Genomic DNA, 17,070 nt, shown 5'->3' with positions numbered 1-17,070 from the left:
CACGCGACCCGAACCCGACGAGCCTGAGCTCATCGTTTCCGCGCCCCCGACCGGGCGTGATGTCCTGCGTCATATCTCCCTTCAAAACATGGCCCTTCTTGACTTGGCCCCCCGGCCTTGCCACCAATCGGGCTTCCACACTTTCGAGGACTGCGACATGATCCCCTCCGTTCTGCCCACCTACAACCGCGCGCCCCTGCATTTCGTGAAGGGCGAGGGCTGCTGGCTGACAGAGGAAGACGGGCGCCGATTCCTGGACCTGGGCAGCGGCATCGCCGTCAACGCGCTGGGCCATGCGAACCCCGAGCTGGTCAAGGCGCTGACCGACCAGGCGGGCCAGCTCTGGCATGTCTCTAACCTCTACGAGATTCCCAACCAGCAGGCGCTGGCCGACAAGCTGGTGGAAACCAGTTTTGCCGATACGGTCTTTTTCACCAATTCCGGAACCGAGTCCTGCGAACTGGCGGTCAAGATGGCGCGGAAGTACTGGTACGAGAAAGGCCAGCCGGACAAGACCACGATCCTGACCTTCGAGGGCTGTTTCCACGGGCGCTCCTCCGCGGCCATCGCGGCCTCCGGTTCGGAGAAGATGGTCAAGGGGTTCGGCCCGGTGCTGGGCGGGTTCAAGACCCTGCCCTGGGGCGATCACGACGCGCTGCACGCCGCCATCGACGAGACCGTGGGCGCGATCCTGATCGAGCCGGTGCAGGGCGAGGGCGGCATTCGCACCCTGCCTGACCAGTGCCTGAAAGGCCTGCGTGCGCTGTGCGACGAAAAGGGCATCCTGCTGATCCTCGACGAGGTGCAATGCGGTGTCGGACGGACCGGACGGCTGTTCGCGCATGAATGGGCGGGCGTGGAACCGGACATCATGATGGTCGCAAAGGGCATCGGTGGAGGCTTTCCGCTGGGTGCCGTGCTGGCCAAGGAAGAGGCAGCCTGCGGCATGACCGCGGGCACGCATGGCTCGACCTATGGCGGCAACCCGCTGGGCTGTGCCGTGGGCAAGACCGTGATGGACATCGTGTCCGATCCCGAATTCCTGGAGGGGGTCCGCGCCCGCGCGGGCCTCTTGCGGCAAAAACTCGAAGGCCTGGTCGCGGCGCATCCGGATGTCTTTGAGGGGGTGCGCGGCAATGGTCTGATGCTGGGGCTGAAGTGCAAGCTGCCGAACGTGGATGTGGTCAAGGCGGGTTATGATGCCGAGGTCATCACCGTCCCGGCCGCGGACAATATCGTGCGCCTGCTACCGCCGCTGAACATCACCGAACATGAGATTGGCGAGGCGTTCAAGCGGCTGGATGCTGCTGCCTCCGCCGTAACGAAGGTCTCTGCCTGAAACCGGCCCCGGGCCGAAAAGGGACATCGGGGGTGGCACCCGTCGCGCCCCGAATTGCAAGAAGAACAACGACATGAACCATTTCCTGGATATCCACAAAACCGACAAGGCCGCCTTGCGGTCGATCATCGATCAGGCCAAATCGATGAAATCCGCCCGTGACGGGCGGCCAAAGGCGGCCCCCGACGACGACCAGCCGCTGGCGGGCCGCATGGTGGCGCTGATCTTCGAGAAGCCCTCGACCCGGACGCGCGTCTCGTTTGACGTGGGCGTGCGCCAGATGGGCGGACAGAGCATGGTCCTTTCGGGCAGCGAGATGCAGCTGGGCCACGGCGAGACCATCGCCGACACCGCCCGCGTGCTGTCGCGCTATGTCGACCTCATCATGATCCGGACCTTTGATGAATCCGTGCTGGAAGAGATGGCGGAATACGCCAGCGTGCCCGTCATCAACGGCCTGACCGACCGCACACATCCCTGTCAGATCATGGCTGACATCCAGACCTTTGAGGAACACCGCGGCCCGATCGCGGGCAAGAAGGTGGTCTGGTGCGGCGATGGCAACAACGTCTGTGCTTCGTTCCTGCACGCGGCCGGCCAGTTCGGATTCGACCTGACCTTTTCCGGCCCGGTTCAATTGGACCCTGAGATGGAGTTCGTCGGCTGGGCGCGCAACGAGGGTGCCACAGTCACCATCGAGCGCGACCCGATGCGTGCGGTCGAAGGCGCGGACCTTATCGTCGCGGATACATGGGTGTCGATGCACGACGCTCAGAGTGCAAAGGAACGGCGCCACAACATGCTGCGCCCCTACCAGGTGAACGCCAAGCTGATGGAAGCGGCCAAGCCTGACGCCCTGTTCATGCATTGCCTGCCCGCGCATCGCGAAGAGGAGGTGACCTCGGAGGTCATGGACGGGCCGCATTCGGTGATCTGGGACGAGGCCGAAAACCGGCTGCACGCGCAGAAGGCCATCATGCGCTACTGCCTGGGGGCCTGAAGGCGGACTGCCAGGCGCCCCGACTGCCGCGCCTGCGCGCGTCAGCGGCCCACCCGCCAGCCACGCCTGTTACGTGCCGCGCGGTTTTGCCCGCAGCGTGGGGTCGGCCTGCGTCGGATCCTCGGGCCAGGGGTGCCGGGGATAGCGCGCGCGCATGTCCTTGCGGACGTCGGCATAGGACCCGGACCAGAAGCCGGGCAGGTCCATCGTGGTCTGCACCGGACGCTGGGCGGGTGACAGGAGGGTGATCCGCAGCGGGGTACGTCCCACCATCGGATGTGTCGTCTGGCCAAAGAGTTCCTGCAGGCGCAACTGGATCTCCGGGTGTTCGCCGGAATAGTCGATTGGCACTTTGCGGCCGAGCGGCGTGGTGAAATGCGCCGGGATGGCTGCGTCCAGTGCCTGCGTTTGGATCCAGTCCAGTCGGGCGCGAAGGGCTGGCAACAGGTCAAAGCGTTTCCAGTCAGCGGCGGTGCGGACGCCGCCGAGGTAGGGCAGGAGCCAGTCTTCGAGCGTCTCCATGAGCGCCTCGGGGGACATGTCGGGCAGGTCCTGCCCGGCCTCGCGAGCCAAAGCGACGCGGGCTGTGAACCTTCGGGCGGCATCCGACAGGGTGATCCCCAGGTCGCGCACACCGTCCAGCATGGCGCGGGCCACGGCCTCTTCGGGGGCGTCTTTCCAGATGCGATCATCCAGAGCGATGGCCCCCAGCCGTTCCTGCTGGCGGGCAATGACGCGGCGGTTGCGCTTGGACCATTCGCAGAGGTCCTGCCAGGCGATCCGGTCGGCAAAGAGCGCGCGAACCTCGGCCAGGGAAATCGCGATGGCCTGGCGGATGCGCGCCTCGCGCGGGTTGCCGTCCGTGTCGGTGACGACGATCAGGCGCTCGCCGGCCAGCGGGTCATGGTCCTCCATGACCGCGCCCTTGCCGCCGGACAACTGGAAGCGGGCGGCCTCTCCTTTGCGGCGCAGCCCGATGCGGTCGGGATAGGCCAGGGCCGCCAGTTCCGCATCGCTGAAATCCTGTTCCATTTCAGGGGTTTTGTTGCGCTTTCTTATGCTTTGCGACAGGCGTTTCGCCTCTGCACGGATGCGTTCCAGGGCGCCACGGTTGATCTGCTCGGGCCTTCGCTCGGAAAATCCGCGTGGATCGCGCAGCGCATCAAGGCGTAGGGCAAGGTCTGTGGATGCCGATGTGAGTGGATCGCGATCGGACAAGAGTGCAGCCAGATTGGCGGATTTCTGCCCGCCAAGAGTCACCATATGTGCAAGCCTTGGGTGAAGTGGCAATGTGGATAAGATCCTGCCGTGCGCGGTAATCCGGTTCTCGTTGTCCAGCGCGCCGAGGAGTCTGAGCAGGGCTTGCGCTTCGGCAAAGGCGCCATCAGGCGGAGGCGTCAGAAAGGGCATGTCCGTGGGATCTGCGCCCCAGAGCGCGATTTCCAGCGCAAGTCCCGCCAGGTCAGCGGCCTCGATTTCTGCGGGAGGATAGGGGTTTAGCCCGCCTTCCTCACCTTTGGTCCAGAGTCGGTAGGCCATCCCGGGCGCGACACGGCCCGCACGACCGGCGCGCTGCGTCGCCTCGGCACGGGTGACGCGTTCGGTGACCAGCCGGGACATGCCTGAGCCTGGATCGAAGCGCGCGCGGCGCGCCTTGCCGCCGTCGACGACCACGCGAATGTCCTCGATCGTCAACGAGGTTTCGGCAATCGAGGTCGCCAACACCAGCTTGCGGCCGGAGGATTCCGGGCGGATGGCGGCCCGTTGCGCGGCGAGGCCCATCGCGCCGAAGAGCGGCCGCAGATGCGTGTCCTTGGGCAGACGTGATTTCAGCAATGCCTCGGTCCGGCGGATTTCGCCCTCGCCGGGCAGGAAGGCGAGGATACCGCCCTCTGTCTCGTCGTGGGCCTTAAGGATCAGGTCGGCCATTGCCTGGTCGAATCTTTGCCGCTTGGCCAGGGGCTGGGGCAGCCAGCGGGTATCGACCGGAAAGCTGCGGCCCTCGGAGGTCACGACTGGCGCTTGCATCAGGTCGGCCACGGGCTGCGCGTCCAGCGTGGCGGACATGGCGAGCAGGATCAGGTCATCGCGCAGTGCATCGGCGATCTCGAGGCAGAGCGCCAGGCCCAGGTCGGCGTTCAGGGACCTTTCGTGGAATTCGTCGAACAACACGGCGCCGATGCCGGTCATTTCCGAGTCGGACTGGATCATGCGGGTGAGGATGCCCTCGGTGACAACCTCGATCCGGGTCGCTTTCGAAGCTTTCGACTCGCCCCGGATGCGGTAGCCGACGGTTTGGCCGGGTTCTTCGCCCAGTTGTTCCGCCAGTCGTTGAGCGGCGGCGCGCGCGGCAAGACGGCGGGGTTCGAGCATGACGATCTTGCCGGATGTCAGACCGGCGTCGAGCATCGCCAGCGGAACGCGCGTCGTCTTGCCCGCACCAGGGGGCGCTTGCAGTACCGCGCGCGCGTGGTCACGCAGGGCAGAGATCAGCCCTGGCAGGGCGTCGTCGATGGGCAGTCTGGTCATGGTCGCGTTATGAGCGACCATGCGAGGCTTGGAAAGTGGGCGGTGGGAAAGGGGCACGACAGCGTCGTCGCGGCTCTGGACTTTTCCACGCGGGCGCGGGAAATGGACACATGGATATCGAGGATCTCAAGACCCGCATCCTGGCGGGCGAACGGCGTGCCCTGGCGCGTGCCATCACGCTGGTGGAAAGCGGGCGGGCAGATCACCGCGCGCAGGCCCTTGCGCTACTCGAGGCTGTGAAGGGACATGGCCGCGAGGCGCTGCGCGTCGGTCTGTCGGGCACGCCCGGCGTGGGCAAGTCCACCTTCATCGAGGCGTTCGGGATGATGCTGACGGCACAGGGCCTCAAGGTCGCCGTGCTGGCGGTGGATCCCAGTTCCGCGCGTTCGGGCGGGTCGATCCTGGGTGACAAGACACGGATGGAACGGCTCAGCCGCGAGCGCAACGCCTTTATCCGGCCTTCGCCGTCGCAGTCGCAGCTGGGCGGTGTAGCCCGCCGCACGCGTGAGGCGATCGATCTTTGCGAGGCGGCGGGATTCGACGTGGTGCTGATCGAGACCGTGGGCGTCGGCCAGTCGGAGACGATGGTGGCGGAAATGTCCGACCTCTTCCTGCTGCTCTTGGCGCCGGCCGGTGGCGATGAGTTGCAGGGGGTCAAACGGGGCATCATGGAGATGGCCGACATCCTGCTGGTCAACAAGGCCGATGGCGATCTCAAGGCGACCGCCGTTCGAACCTGTGCGGATTACGCCGGTGCGCTGCGCCTGTTGCGCAAGCGTCCGCAGGACCCCGAGGGTTTTCCGAAGGCGATGACGGTTTCGGCGCTGGAGGATTCGGGCCTGGTGACGGCCTGGGAAGAGATGCAGTCGCTCGCCGATTGGCGGCGTGAGACCGGGCATTTCGCCGGCCGCCGTGCCGAACAGGCGCGATTCTGGTTCGAGGCCGAAGTGCGTGAGCGCCTTCTGGCAAGGTTGAAACGGGAGCCGGTCAAGGGCGCGCTGGAGGCGCTTGCGCGCGACGTCGAGGCAGGCGGATTGACGCCCTCGGCCGCGGCGGAGGAGTTGTTGCGCGACTACCTGCAGATGGGATGAGCCGCTTTGGCAGGTGCCGCGCGGAAAGCCTTGCAACAGGGACTTGACGAAACCCGCACATCTGCATATGCACCGTCAGACCAGATTCCGGGCGCCCCCCGAATAACCAAAACGGGCGGCGCCCTTTGATATTGGCAGGGTCCTCGATTCGCTTTGAACCGGGGTATGCTGCAAGGATGAGACCGGCGGGGCAAAGGCCTTGCCACCAGTGGATGAGGACGAAGCGATGTCGCGTGTCTGCGAACTGACCGGCAAGGGCCCGATGGTGGGCAACAATGTGAGCCACGCCAACAACAAGACCAAGCGGCGTTACCTGCCGAACCTGAATGACGTGACCCTGCAGTCCGAGACGCTGGGCCGCGGCATCAAGCTGCGCATCACTGCGCATGCTCTGCGTTCGGTGGACCACCGTGGCGGCCTGGACAAGTTCCTGGCCAAGGCGAAAGATGCCGAGCTTTCGGATCGCGCCCTGAAGGTCAAAAAAGAGATCATGAAGGCACAGGCCGAAGCCTGAAGCTTTCCTGAGGGACAGTGAAGACAGCCCCGTGGCACAGGTCACGGGGCTGTTTCCTTTTGTCGCTTTGGGGTGCCCGGAAAGGGCGTCTATATCACCGGAACGATGCGGAAACTCCGGACCTCCATAGGTATCTTGCTGGCGATGGTGCTGGCCCTTACGGGCCTGTCTGCCGCCTATGCACGCGGGCAGGCGGACCCGGCGGGCAGCATCGTGATCTGCCGGGGGCTGACCGTTGTGACAATCCTCGTGGATGCCGAGGGTCAGCCGGTCGAACCGCCGCACATCTGTCCCGATGCCGCGACGGCTCTTTTCGTAGAGACCGGCGCCATCGAGCTCTCCTTTGCCCCGGGGCTGACTTGGCGCGCCGTGGATTGGCAGCAGCCCGAGGAGATTCTGCCCCGACAGGCCAAGGCACAGGTCCGGGTGCGGGGTCCTCCACCTATTCACTGACAGACAGACCACATGACTGACAGAGAATTCCGAGGATATTGAAATGACCCTGAAGACCCTCTTTGCCGGCGCCTGCGCGCTGGCCCTTGCCACACCCACCTTTGCCGACATCGTCATCACGGATCCCTACGCCCGCAGCTCTGGCCCGCTGGCCAAGGCCGGCGCCGCCTTCATGATGATTGAGAACACCGGCGCGGAAGATGACCGTCTGATTGCAGCCAAGTCCGACATCGCCGTGCGCGTCGAATTGCACACGCACAAGGACATGGGCGAAGGCGTGATGCGCATGATGGAAGTCGAGGAGGGCTTTCCCGTGCCGGCCGGTGGCGCGCACATGCTGCAACGTGGGGGGGATCACGTCATGTTCATGGGGCTGAAAGGCCCGATGGAACAGGGCGAGACGGTTGCCGTGACGCTGACGTTTGAAAAAGCGGGCGATATGGTCGTCGAAATTCCCGTCGATCTGGACCGCCAGCCGAGGCACGGGATGGGGCACGGCGCCGGGATGGGCGCGAGCAACTGAAGATGTGATGGGGCAGGCCTGTGGGCCTGCCCTTACACCTGCCGGGCCAGCAGGCTGTCCACCCAGGGGGGCACGACCTCGGTGGCCTTGCCCATGTGGTGCCGCGTAAAGGCCCGTGACACCTCTGTCCGTTCCAGGTTCAATTCCACGGTTTCAGCTCCGGCCAGCGCCGCTTCGACGACGAAGCCCGCCGCCGGATAGACTTGGCCAGAGGTTCCGATAGCGGCGAATATCGCACAGTCCTGCAGGTGCTCCGCGATTTCGTCCATGTGATAGGGAATCTCGCCGAACCAGACCACGTCCGGTCGGGTCGCGGGTGCGGCGCAGGCGGGGCAGGGGTCCTCGGGCTGCATTCTCTCGGGGGCGCTCCAGCGGTGCCCGCAGGCGGCGCAGAGCGCCCCGGCCAGCGTGCCGTGCATATGGATCGCTTCCCCTCCAGCGTTTTCGTGCAGGCCATCCACGTTCTGGGTCACCAACACGACCTCGCCGGGCCAGTACCTTTGCAGTCGCGCCAAGGCCTCATGCGCGGCATTGGGGGAGGCGCTTGCGGATTGCCGCCGTCGCGCATTGTAGAATTCATGGACGAGGGATGGATTGCGGGCAAAGCCCTCGGGGGTGGCCACGTCCTCGATCTTGTGCCTTGCCCAAAGCCCGTCCTCGTCGCGGAAGGTGCCCAGCCCGCTTTCCGCGGACAGCCCGGCGCCGGTCAGGATGACGATCTTGCCGGTCATGTTCTCGGTCCTTGCCCTGTTTCCCACGGCTCGCTAGGACCGTGACATGGCTCATCGTATCCTCTTTGTCTGCCTCGGCAACATCTGCCGGTCTCCTTCCGCCGAGGCCGTGGTCCGTACGCGGGCAGAGGCGCGCGGAAAGGCGGTGGACCTGGACAGCGCGGGCACCGGGCGCTGGCACATCGGAGAGCCGCCCTATGCCGCGATGCAAAAGGCGGCGCTCTTGCGCGGGTATGACCTGTCGGCCCTGCGTGCGCGGCAGGTCACGCCGCGTGATTTCGGGCGCTTCGACCTGATCGTGGCGATGGACGGACAGAACCTTCGCGATCTGCGCGAGATGGCACCGGCAACGGGTGGGGCAGAGCTGCGCCTGATGACGGACTATGCCCCATCGCTTGGCGCCGACGAGGTGCCCGATCCCTATTACACGCGTGACTTCGACGGAACGCTTGATCTGATCGAGCGCTGCGCCGACGGGTTGTTGGATCAGTTGTAGAGCTGACGTGCGACCAACCACGGACCGGGGCTGCGATCACGAACCCGGCAATGGCCGCGGCGATGATCGGATATAGCGTGACCTGTCCCGCGACCAGCGCGACGATGATGAATGTCCCGGCCAAGGATGTTGAAATCAGGGAATACAGAAGACTGGCGAGGCGAAGCATGGCATCCTCCGGATGTGCATGTTCTTGCGACACATACTGAAGGCTGCATGCGGAATCCTTGATCTGGGGCAGGTGCCGCTTGATCGGCATTGGCGACTCTCGTAGGTTCACGGCATCAATTTTGATCCAATGGATATACCATGCGCAAACTTGCCTTACTGTCGGCCTGTGCCCTCGCCGTGGCGGGATGCGACCCGACAACCTACATCGCCCAGAGCAGCCGCGCCGAGGCGCCCGAAATCTCCTGCCTGACCCGGCCGCAGGGGGGCTGCACCTTCAGCCAGTCGCCGCTGCGTGTCCTTGACGAGCCGGTCGAACTGCCGCGACGCCCGTACAAGTTCTTCCCGACGGCCGATCCTCTGGATTTTGTCGACGCTCAGGGCAAGTCGTGGAATGCCCCGCCGAGAACCCTGACGGATGGCGCGTCGATCCCCCAGATATTCATCAGCATCGTCGGGGATCCGACTTCGCCCGAGTACATCAATGCCGCGGCCGTGCATGACGCCTATTGCGGTGTCGGCAACGAACGGGGGCCGATGTTTCACCGTGCGAAATGGCAAGACGTCCACGTCATGTTCTACGACGGGTTGATCGTTGGCGGCACGCCGGAAATCCGCGCCAAGATCATGTTCGCCGCTGTCTGGCTGGGCGGCCCGCGCTGGGCCGATCCCACGGGGGCGGTCGTGTCGACGCAGGGCCAGGGGGCGCCGCGAGGGCCGGCCTTCTACAATCCGCTCGACACGGTCCCGGTCTGGGAGAAGCAGGATGCGATGCGCAAGGCCAAGCGCTACATCGAGCGCAATCGCCCGCCCCTGCCGCGGCTGATCGCCTACCTGCGCCGGCTCGAAAAGGAAATGATACACAACCAGCGGCCTGACGCGAGAGATGAATTCCAGTACGACGACGAAGAGAGCTTCTTCTACGAGTTCAATTCGGACGACCCGGAAGTCACCGACCCGGGTCTTGGCGTCAACGGCACCTGAGCCGATCCCTTTCCCCGCCTGATCCGGATCAAGGTCGCCTTTGCGGCCTTGGTCTATCCTCTCCCCGATGTGCGGCGATCCGGGAGGAGAAAAACATGATCACGCTGGACGATATCGAGGACATGACCTGCCTCACGCGCGAAGAGATCGAGGCGGTGGCCGAGCATGATCACCTGCCAGAGGTCAGCGCCACCTGTCTTGCCGAATACATGATGCACCAGCACCACGGGCCGGCCAGGCTCCAGCAGATGATCTGCGAGGATATCCGCGAGGCACTGCACCGGGGGGACAAGTCGCACGCCAAGGAGCTTTATGGCGTGCTGCACCATTTCCTGAAAGAGCACCCCGAAGCGGCGCGCGGCGCGTCCGGCTGAAAGATTGTTCCGGGATCAGGTGCCCGGACAGATATAGACGATTGTCAGCCCCGGCCCGTCCAGCGACAGCGCATAGCTGGTGCCCGCCTCGCCCCGGAAAGGGCTGGGTTGCGGCTCGCTGCTGGGGGCGGGGCCGGGCAGGCTGTGTCCACTGCTGGCATGGATCACCACCTGCCCGGGACCAAGATTGTAGAGCGTCCAGGTATGCGTGGGCGCCAGTAGCTGGATGCGCTGATCGGGGTTTTTCAGGTCATGCCCGATACACTCCCCCGGTTCCTGCGCGGCCAGCGGGCCGGGCAGGGCGAGGGTAAGCAGGGCGAGTCGAAGGGGCAGTCGCATGAGGCCGGGACATTAGGGGTTTGCGCGCCCGTGGCAAAGGGGGATTCGGATAGGTCGAGAGGTACCGGGGGCTGCTGTGGATGGAGTCTGCGGTGGCGGGGGGTGTGGCACACTGGGGAGATGCGTAGAGCCTCAGCCCGCTAAGCGGGAGCCCCAAATTTAGCGAGATCAACCGCCGCGGGGCCGAAGTCGGGCGGTCCGCCAACATGATACCCGCTCAAAATCGGGCTTAGGGTCAGGACCCATTGATTTCAGAGGGGTGTCGTGATTCACGGTTCGAAAAAGAGCGGTGAACATGTCTGATCTATTCTGGCTGACCGATGCCCAGGTGGCGCGTCTCGAGCCTTTCTTTCCGAAGTCCCACGGCAAACCCCGCGTCGATGATCGGCGTGTGCTGAGTGGGATTATCTTTATCAACCGCAATGGGTTACGATGGCGCGATGCGCCTGCAGCCTATGGTCCACACAAGACGCTCTACAACCGCTGGAAGCGATGGAGTGATAAAGGCGTTTTTGCCCGAATGATGGCTGGTTTGGCTGCTGAACACGGTGAGACGAAGACAGTCATGATCGACGCGACATACCTCAAGGCCCACCGGACAGCGACCAGCATGGGCGTCAAAAAGGGGGGCGTGGGCGCCTGATTGGTCGCACCAAGGGCGGCATGAACACCAAGCTGCATGCCATCTGCGACAGCCAAGGACGCCCGCTTGATCTGTTCGTGACCGCCGGACAGGTGAGCGACTACATCGGGGCGCGCGCCTTGCTCAGCAGCCTGCCGAACGTCGATTGGTTGCTTGGTGACCGCGGCTATGATGCCGACTGGTTCCGAGAAGCGTTGCAAGACAAAGGGATACGCGCATGTATCCCCGGTCGAAAGCAGCGCAAGAAACCTGTAAAGTACGACAAGCGTCGCTACAAACGGCGCAACCGGATCGAGATCATGTTCGGCAGGCTGAAGGACTGGCGGCGTGTTGCGACCCGGTACGACAGATGCCCGAAGGTCTTCCTATCAGCCATCGCTCTCGCCGCAGCCGTCATCTACTGGCTTTGAAACTCAATGAGTCCAGACCCTAGGCAAACTCCCCCTCAGTCCAGTTGTTTTAGCGATCTGTCACGTCATTGTGGGCGGCTATGGATACCTGAGTCCGACAGTCGAAAACAATGTACATACAGGGTATTTCAGCTTGCCTTTTCGACCGCAGGGGACCTAGTTTTTCACGGTTAGAAGGCTTGACTGAAGGAGAGGCTGCTTGAGTGGAAATATTGGGGATGAGTGTGAGGTCGTCTTGAGGAAGGCCAAGCTGGGTTCAGTGGTGGTCAATACTATCTTGTTTGGTTTTGTTCATGCCTATCTTTTGTATAAGGTGGTTTTTGATAGTGAGTTTCAAGATCATAGGATGTATCAAGTTGCTTTGTTGATTGTTTTTATTGGCGGGCCAGTCGCGTTTATATATGAGGTCTTAATGCTGAAGAGTCGATTGGAGAGGTTATGCAGTAAGAAATGAATTGGAGAATTTTTTAGGGCGATGCTTTGTTCCAAAACAAACGAACGACCGGTTTCGTAATCGTACAATGCTTCAATAAGAGTTCCGAGGTGGAAGCGGGTCCTGCCATGTTGGGACAGATCAGGGATCTTGATATGAACTGATTTGGTACTCAGTTGATCAAGATCGATGATCTGTTCGTCAAGCAGCACGGCTTGCAACACCCCGCCATGTGGGCGCGCGGAGCCTGCTTCGCACAACCAACTTTCGCCCAACGTCCGAAAAAATGGACTATTCGTCCATCTTCAGCGCAGAAATAAACGCCTCCTGCGGGATCTCCACCTTCCCGAACTGGCGCATCTTCTTCTTGCCGGCCTTCTGCTTTTCCAGCAGCTTCTTCTTCCGGGTCGCGTCGCCGCCGTAGCATTTCGCCGTCACGTCCTTGCGCAGCGCCGACAGCGTCTCACGCGCGATGACCTTGCCGCCGATGGCCGCCTGGATCGGGATCTTGAACATCTGGCGCGGGATCAGGTCCTTGAGCTTGGCGCACATGGCGCGCCCGCGCATCTCGGCCCGATCACGGTGCACCATCATCGAGAGCGCGTCCACCGGCTCGTCGTTCACCAGGATCTGCATCTTGACGAGGTTGTCCTCGCGGTAATCCGTGATCTCGTAGTCGAAGCTGGCATAGCCCTTGGTCACCGATTTCAGCCGGTCGTAGAAATCAAAGACCACCTCGTTCAACGGCAGGTCGTAGACCGCCATCGCCCGACCGCCGACATAGGTCAGGTCTTGCTGAAGCCCGCGCCGATCCTGGCAGAGTTTCAGCACGTCGCCCAGGAACTCGTCCGGCACCATGATGGTGGCCTTGATGCGCGGTTCCTCGATGTGGTCGACCTTGGACGGGTCAGGCATGTCGGCCGGATTGTGCAGGTCGGTGCGCGTGCCATCTTTCATGTAGACATGGTAGACAACGGAAGGGGCCGTGGTGATCAGCTCGATGTCATATTCGCGCTCGATCCGGTCGCGGATGACCTCAAGGTGCAAGAGGCCGAGGAAACCGCAGCGGAAGCCGAATCCGAGCGCCGCCGAGGTTTCCATCTCGTAGGAGAAGCTGGCGTCGTTCAGGGCCAGTTTCTCGATCGCGTCCCGCAGGTCCTCGAACTCCGAACTGTCGACCGGGAAGAGACCGCAGAAGACCACAGGGATCGAGGGTTTGAACCCGGGTAGCGGCTCGGCGCAGGGTTTCTTGTCATGGGTGATCGTGTCACCGACCTTGGTGTCGCGGACCTGCTTGATCGAGCCGGTGAAAAAGCCGATCTCGCCGGGGCCCAGTTCCTTGACGTCCTGCATGGCGGGGCGGAAGACGCCCAGCTTGTCGACGCCGTATTTCGCCCCAGTCTGCATCATGCGGATGTTGTCGCCCTTTTTCAGGGTGCCATCCATGATGCGGATCAGGACAACCACGCCAAGGTAGGGGTCGTACCAGCTGTCGACCAGCATCGCCTTGAGCGGCGCGTCCGGGTCGCCGCCATGCGGAGGCGGCAGGCGGTTGACGATCGCCTCGAGCACGTCGGGGATACCGATACCGGTCTTTGCCGAAATCAGGCATGCATCGCTTGCGTCGATGCCGATGACGTCCTCGATCTGTTCGGCCACGCGCTCGGGCTCGGCGGCGGGCAGATCGACCTTGTTCAGGACCGGGATGATCTCGTGGTCGGCGTCGATGGCGGTATAGACATTGGCCAGAGTCTGCGCCTCGACCCCCTGCGAAGCATCGACCACCAGCAACGAGCCTTCGACCGCGCGCATGGAGCGGGAGACCTCGTAGGCAAAGTCGACGTGCCCGGGGGTGTCGATGAGGTTGAGGACATAGGTGTTCCCGTCCTGCGCCGGGTAATCGATGCGGACGGTGTTGGCCTTGATGGTGATGCCGCGCTCTCGCTCGATGTCCATTGCGTCGAGAAGCTGGGCCTTCATGTCGCGCTCGGCGACGGTTCCGGTCAGCTGGATCAGCCGGTCGGCCAGGGTGGATTTCCCGTGGTCGATGTGGGCGACGATGGAGAAGTTGCGGATGCGGGACAGGGGTGTGCTCATGACGTGCGATATGCTGTGGAACAAGGGTTTGGTCAAGTGGAGATGGGCGGGGGCGTCCCGGGCATGGACGTGCTGAGGCGGCGCGAAACAGCGATTGCGCGCCGGTGCTTGGCCATTGCAGTATCTTGCCGGGAGGCGGCGGCGGAAGCAGCGGGCAGGCCCTTCAGAAATCCCGTCGCAGCGGTTCGTTCGCCGCCCAGTCCTTGCGATCCATGATGTAGGGTGTTTCGCCGAAGTCCACGGCCCAGGTCTCGACGATGAATTCCTGTCCCGTGTCCTTCTGAAAGATCGAGGCAACCGTGTGGGTCCAGAATTCGCGCGTCATGAAGCCGATCGTGACGCGTTGGCCGGGACGGTGAAAGCGCAGGTCGCCGGCGTCGTCCAGCATCTTGAGGTAGACGGCGGTATTCACCATTTCGTCGACGCAATCCTGCGCCTTGACGCCCATCTGCAAGGTCGATCCGGCCCTGTCGCTGTCATATCCAGTCTTGCGTCCCACCACGACCTCTAGCCGGCGAAGGGTCTCGGCCAGGGCGCGGCGCTCGGCGCCGGCGTTTCGCGGGTGGCTGCGCAGAGGTGTTCTGGCGCTAGACCATTCGGCGGGGCTGAGTGAAACGGCGACGCGTTTGCGGCAGTTGTGACTGCCGCAGACCTGGAAGGCGCCAGGCTTGGGGTCGGTCACGCCAAAGCTTTGCCGTGCTCGGTCGAGCCCGCCGTTATCGACATCGCAGCCGGCGAGGCCGATTGTGCCCAGGAAGCAGGCCAGCAGAGCCTTTTGACGCATTTCCGAAGGTCCTTCTTTGACGGGATTTCCTTGGCAAATGGACGTCCCGGGGGCAACGCTGTGCGGTTCACGCGGCGCCGGGATGGTGGGAAACGGCAACAGGTTGAATGGGGGCATGGGCGTCTCTGGGGGATTTCCGGACTGTGCCGCCGAATTTCGCGCCCATATGGTCCTCACAGTTGATTGGAGAAGTTTGATGACCCGTACCGTTGCCATCGCCATTCTTGTTCTTACGGGTCTGTCCGCCGTTGCCGTCGAAGCAGAGCCCCAAGAAAGCAAGACCACGGATCGAAGCGCCCGGATCGACGGGTTTGCCGGGGCCTCGGGGACGGGAAAGACCCTCGCGGGCGGCTTTGCCAGCGACGGCGGCCTTGGCGGGACGCGTTGATCCGGGAAACCCGCTGTTTACCCCGACCGGCCTAGGGTGCCCCAAGCAAGAAGGGGCAGGCGATGGCAAAGGTCGAGGCGGTTCTGGCACGGGCCAGGTCACATGAACGCAAGGGCGACATGGCACAGGCACGTGCGCTTTGCCGTGACGTGCTGGCGCGCTATCCCGGCAACTCGCGGGCGCGGGCCCTGATTGCCCGCCTCCCAGAGCCCGCGCCGTCGCAGGAGTTGCTGGAAAAACTCGTCGAGGCGCACAAGGCCGGGGAGACGCTTCTTGTGGCCGAACAGGCGGCGCGCCTGCTGCCGATCTATCCCGAAAGCTATGTTCTGTGGCAGATCCACGGGGGTGTCCTGCTGGAATTGGGGGCCTACGCCCAGGCGGAAACCTCTTTGGCTCGGGCGGCAGAGCTGCGCCCGGACCTGGCGGAGGCGCGTGTGAACCATTCGGTGGCCCTGCGTGCGGTTGGCCGCATGGACGCAGCCGAGGCAGAGGCGCACGCCGCGCTGAGGTTCGCGCCGGGGCATACGGGTGCCATGATGGAACTCGCTGCGGTGCTGGCGGACAGGGGCGATCTGCCCGAGGCCGCCAGCCTGTGCCGTGAGGTGATCTCGCGGGTGCCGGACGTGGCCGTGGCGCACAATATCCTTGGCGTATCCGCCTACGAGGAGGGCCGTTTCGAAGAGGCGCAGGGCTGCTACTCGAAAGCGATCGAGGTTGCGCCGGGCTTTGCCGAGGCGCATCGGAACCTTGCCGGACTGAAGACCTGGCAAGGAGAAGATGCGCAACTGGCGCAGATGCTGGCGCTGCACGATGATCCGGCGCAATCGCCCATGGACCGGGCGCGCATCTGTTTCGGAGTGTTTCAAGCCTTTGACAAACTGGGACAACCGGATCGGGCCTGGCCTTACCTGGAGCAGGGGAATGCCCTGCGCAAGGCGCTGATGGGCTATGATATTTCGCAGGATCGGGGGTTGTTCGAACGGTTGCGCGCGCTGGAAGTTACTCCTTTGGAAGAGGTCGCGCCGGCGCCGGTGGTGCCCATTTTCATCCTCGGGATGCCCCGATCCGGGACGACCCTCACGGAACAGATCATCTCGTCCCATGCCGAGGTCGCAGGTGCCGGGGAACTCTCGCTCTTTGCGGATCTGGCACGGGATTTCCTGTCCGGGGCGCCCGTAACCTTGGCTGCCCTGCAGGACTTGCGCGCGGGCTACCTGCAAGGATTGGTGGCTCTGGGTGGCGGCGCGCGGTGTGTGACCGACAAGATGCCCCACAACTTCTGCTTTCTGCCGCTGATCTGCGCTGCCTTGCCGGAGGCGCGGATCGTGCATGTGGTGCGGGACGCTGCTTCGGTCTGTTGGTCCAACCTTCGACAGTATTTCACCGCGCAGTCGCTGGGCTATTGCTATGACCTCGATGACGTCGTGGCCTATCACGGGTTGTACCGCGACTGGACGGACCGGTGCGAAGCAGCATGGCCCGGCAGGGTTCGGCGGTTGGACCATGCCACGCTGACCGCCAACCCCGGGGCCGAGATCCGAGCGTTGATCGCCGACCTGGGGTTGGAGTGGGACGCCGCCTGCCTTGCGCCGCAGGAAAATCGACGCCGGGTGCACACGGCGTCGGCGGGGCAGGTGCGACAGTCGGTCTACAAGGTGCCAACCGATGCCTGGGCGCCCTATGCGCCCTGGGTTGGCAAAGCCTTTGCCCGACTGCGCGTTGATTCTTGAAGCTTTTCCCTCTTTGACGCATGATGCGCCCGAGGGCAGTGCCG

At 63.6% G+C, this 17,070-nt stretch carries 18 protein-coding genes; 12 read left to right on the top strand and 6 right to left on the bottom strand.

Annotation, left to right across the window (positions count from 1 at the left end):
* The first annotated feature begins 157 nt into the window (after nt 1–157).
* Together ACQY5B_RS17355 and argF are read left to right on the top strand one after the other, a co-directional pair.
* The gene (locus tag ACQY5B_RS17355; protein ID WP_420328273.1) at nt 158–1,339 is read left to right on the top strand and encodes an aspartate aminotransferase family protein; all 1,182 of its coding nucleotides are present in this window, start codon (nt 158–160) and stop codon (nt 1,337–1,339) included.
* Between the two features lie 73 nt (nt 1,340–1,412).
* Nucleotides 1,413–2,339 carry an ornithine carbamoyltransferase gene (gene argF, locus ACQY5B_RS17350; protein ID WP_420328274.1) on the top strand — a complete coding sequence of 309 codons (927 nt, stop codon included), beginning with the start codon at nt 1,413–1,415 and terminating at the stop codon, nt 2,337–2,339.
* Nucleotides 2,340–2,408: 69 nt separating this feature from the next.
* Here the strand turns inward: argF and hrpB are convergent, their stop codons facing one another.
* Nucleotides 2,409–4,868 (bottom strand): ATP-dependent helicase HrpB, encoded by a 2,460-nt coding sequence (hrpB, locus tag ACQY5B_RS17345; RefSeq protein WP_420328276.1) that lies wholly within the window; start codon nt 4,866–4,868, stop codon nt 2,409–2,411.
* Between the two features lie 110 nt (nt 4,869–4,978).
* Here hrpB and meaB point away from each other — a divergent pair, with 110 nt between their 5' ends.
* From meaB to ACQY5B_RS17325, 4 genes are all read left to right on the top strand, one after another.
* Nucleotides 4,979–5,959 (top strand): methylmalonyl Co-A mutase-associated GTPase MeaB, encoded by a 981-nt coding sequence (meaB, locus tag ACQY5B_RS17340; RefSeq protein ID WP_305971910.1) that lies wholly within the window; start codon nt 4,979–4,981, stop codon nt 5,957–5,959.
* Nucleotides 5,960–6,185: 226 nt separating this feature from the next.
* Complete coding sequence (gene rpmB, locus ACQY5B_RS17335) at nt 6,186–6,473, top strand: 50S ribosomal protein L28 (protein WP_305971911.1); 288 nt, start codon at nt 6,186–6,188, stop codon at nt 6,471–6,473.
* A 105-nt stretch (nt 6,474–6,578) separates the two neighbouring features.
* Nucleotides 6,579–6,926, top strand: a complete 348-nt coding sequence (locus tag ACQY5B_RS17330; protein WP_420328278.1) for a hypothetical protein — start codon at nt 6,579–6,581, stop codon at nt 6,924–6,926.
* A 43-nt stretch (nt 6,927–6,969) separates the two neighbouring features.
* Nucleotides 6,970–7,449, top strand: a complete 480-nt coding sequence (locus ACQY5B_RS17325) for a copper chaperone PCu(A)C (protein WP_420328280.1) — start codon at nt 6,970–6,972, stop codon at nt 7,447–7,449.
* A gap of 32 nt (nt 7,450–7,481) precedes the next feature.
* On the opposite strand, the gene ACQY5B_RS17320 is transcribed toward ACQY5B_RS17325, so the two are convergent.
* Nucleotides 7,482–8,180, bottom strand: coding sequence for an NAD-dependent deacylase (locus tag ACQY5B_RS17320; protein WP_420328282.1), 699 nt, complete (start codon nt 8,178–8,180; stop codon nt 7,482–7,484).
* Nucleotides 8,181–8,226: 46 nt separating this feature from the next.
* Between ACQY5B_RS17320 and ACQY5B_RS17315 the strand changes: the two genes are divergently transcribed.
* The 3 genes from ACQY5B_RS17315 (at nt 8,227) to ACQY5B_RS17305 (ending at nt 10,202) form a co-directional block, all read left to right on the top strand.
* Nucleotides 8,227–8,676 (top strand): low molecular weight protein-tyrosine-phosphatase, encoded by a 450-nt coding sequence (locus ACQY5B_RS17315; protein WP_420328283.1) that lies wholly within the window; start codon nt 8,227–8,229, stop codon nt 8,674–8,676.
* Between the two features lie 309 nt (nt 8,677–8,985).
* Nucleotides 8,986–9,828, top strand: coding sequence for a DUF1353 domain-containing protein (locus tag ACQY5B_RS17310; RefSeq protein WP_420328284.1), 843 nt, complete (start codon nt 8,986–8,988; stop codon nt 9,826–9,828).
* A 95-nt stretch (nt 9,829–9,923) separates the two neighbouring features.
* Nucleotides 9,924–10,202 (top strand): hypothetical protein, encoded by a 279-nt coding sequence (locus ACQY5B_RS17305; protein ID WP_420328286.1) that lies wholly within the window; start codon nt 9,924–9,926, stop codon nt 10,200–10,202.
* A gap of 15 nt (nt 10,203–10,217) precedes the next feature.
* On the opposite strand, the gene ACQY5B_RS17300 is transcribed toward ACQY5B_RS17305, so the two are convergent.
* On the bottom strand, nt 10,218–10,541 hold the full coding sequence (locus tag ACQY5B_RS17300) for a hypothetical protein (protein ID WP_420328287.1): 324 nt from the start codon (nt 10,539–10,541) through the stop codon (nt 10,218–10,220).
* Nucleotides 10,542–10,836: 295 nt separating this feature from the next.
* On the opposite strand from ACQY5B_RS17300, the gene ACQY5B_RS17295 reads away from it, so the two are divergent.
* A protein-coding gene (locus ACQY5B_RS17295) for an IS5 family transposase (RefSeq protein WP_420328558.1) occupies nt 10,837–11,594 on the top strand; the annotation gives its coding sequence in 2 pieces (ribosomal slippage) (nt 10,837–11,158 and nt 11,158–11,594; 759 coding nt in all).
* 351 nt (nt 11,595–11,945) lie between these two features.
* Here ACQY5B_RS17295 and ACQY5B_RS17290 read toward each other — a convergent pair.
* The 3 genes from ACQY5B_RS17290 to ACQY5B_RS17280 all read right to left on the bottom strand — a co-directional run bounded on the left by ACQY5B_RS17290 (nt 11,946) and on the right by ACQY5B_RS17280 (nt 14,908).
* Entirely contained in the window at nt 11,946–12,302 is a 357-nt protein-coding gene (locus ACQY5B_RS17290) for a hypothetical protein (RefSeq protein ID WP_420328288.1), read from the bottom strand.
* Between the two features lie 16 nt (nt 12,303–12,318).
* Nucleotides 12,319–14,124, bottom strand: coding sequence for a translation elongation factor 4 (gene lepA, locus ACQY5B_RS17285; RefSeq protein ID WP_305971920.1), 1,806 nt, complete (start codon nt 14,122–14,124; stop codon nt 12,319–12,321).
* 163 nt (nt 14,125–14,287) lie between these two features.
* Nucleotides 14,288–14,908 carry a hypothetical protein gene (locus ACQY5B_RS17280; protein WP_420328290.1) on the bottom strand — a complete coding sequence of 207 codons (621 nt, stop codon included), beginning with the start codon at nt 14,906–14,908 and terminating at the stop codon, nt 14,288–14,290.
* Nucleotides 14,909–15,104: 196 nt separating this feature from the next.
* On the opposite strand from ACQY5B_RS17280, the gene ACQY5B_RS17275 reads away from it, so the two are divergent.
* Together ACQY5B_RS17275 and ACQY5B_RS17270 are read left to right on the top strand one after the other, a co-directional pair.
* The gene (locus ACQY5B_RS17275) at nt 15,105–15,296 is read left to right on the top strand and encodes a hypothetical protein (protein ID WP_420328291.1); all 192 of its coding nucleotides are present in this window, start codon (nt 15,105–15,107) and stop codon (nt 15,294–15,296) included.
* Nucleotides 15,297–15,358: 62 nt separating this feature from the next.
* Nucleotides 15,359–17,026 (top strand): tetratricopeptide repeat-containing sulfotransferase family protein, encoded by a 1,668-nt coding sequence (locus tag ACQY5B_RS17270; RefSeq protein ID WP_420328292.1) that lies wholly within the window; start codon nt 15,359–15,361, stop codon nt 17,024–17,026.
* Nucleotides 17,027–17,070 lie beyond the last annotated feature (44 nt).

Origin of the sequence: Antarctobacter sp., from assembly GCF_965277915.1 — a bacterium.
Taxonomy (GTDB): domain Bacteria; phylum Pseudomonadota; class Alphaproteobacteria; order Rhodobacterales; family Rhodobacteraceae; genus Antarctobacter.
This window is presented reverse-complemented; position numbering and strand designations above follow the sequence as displayed.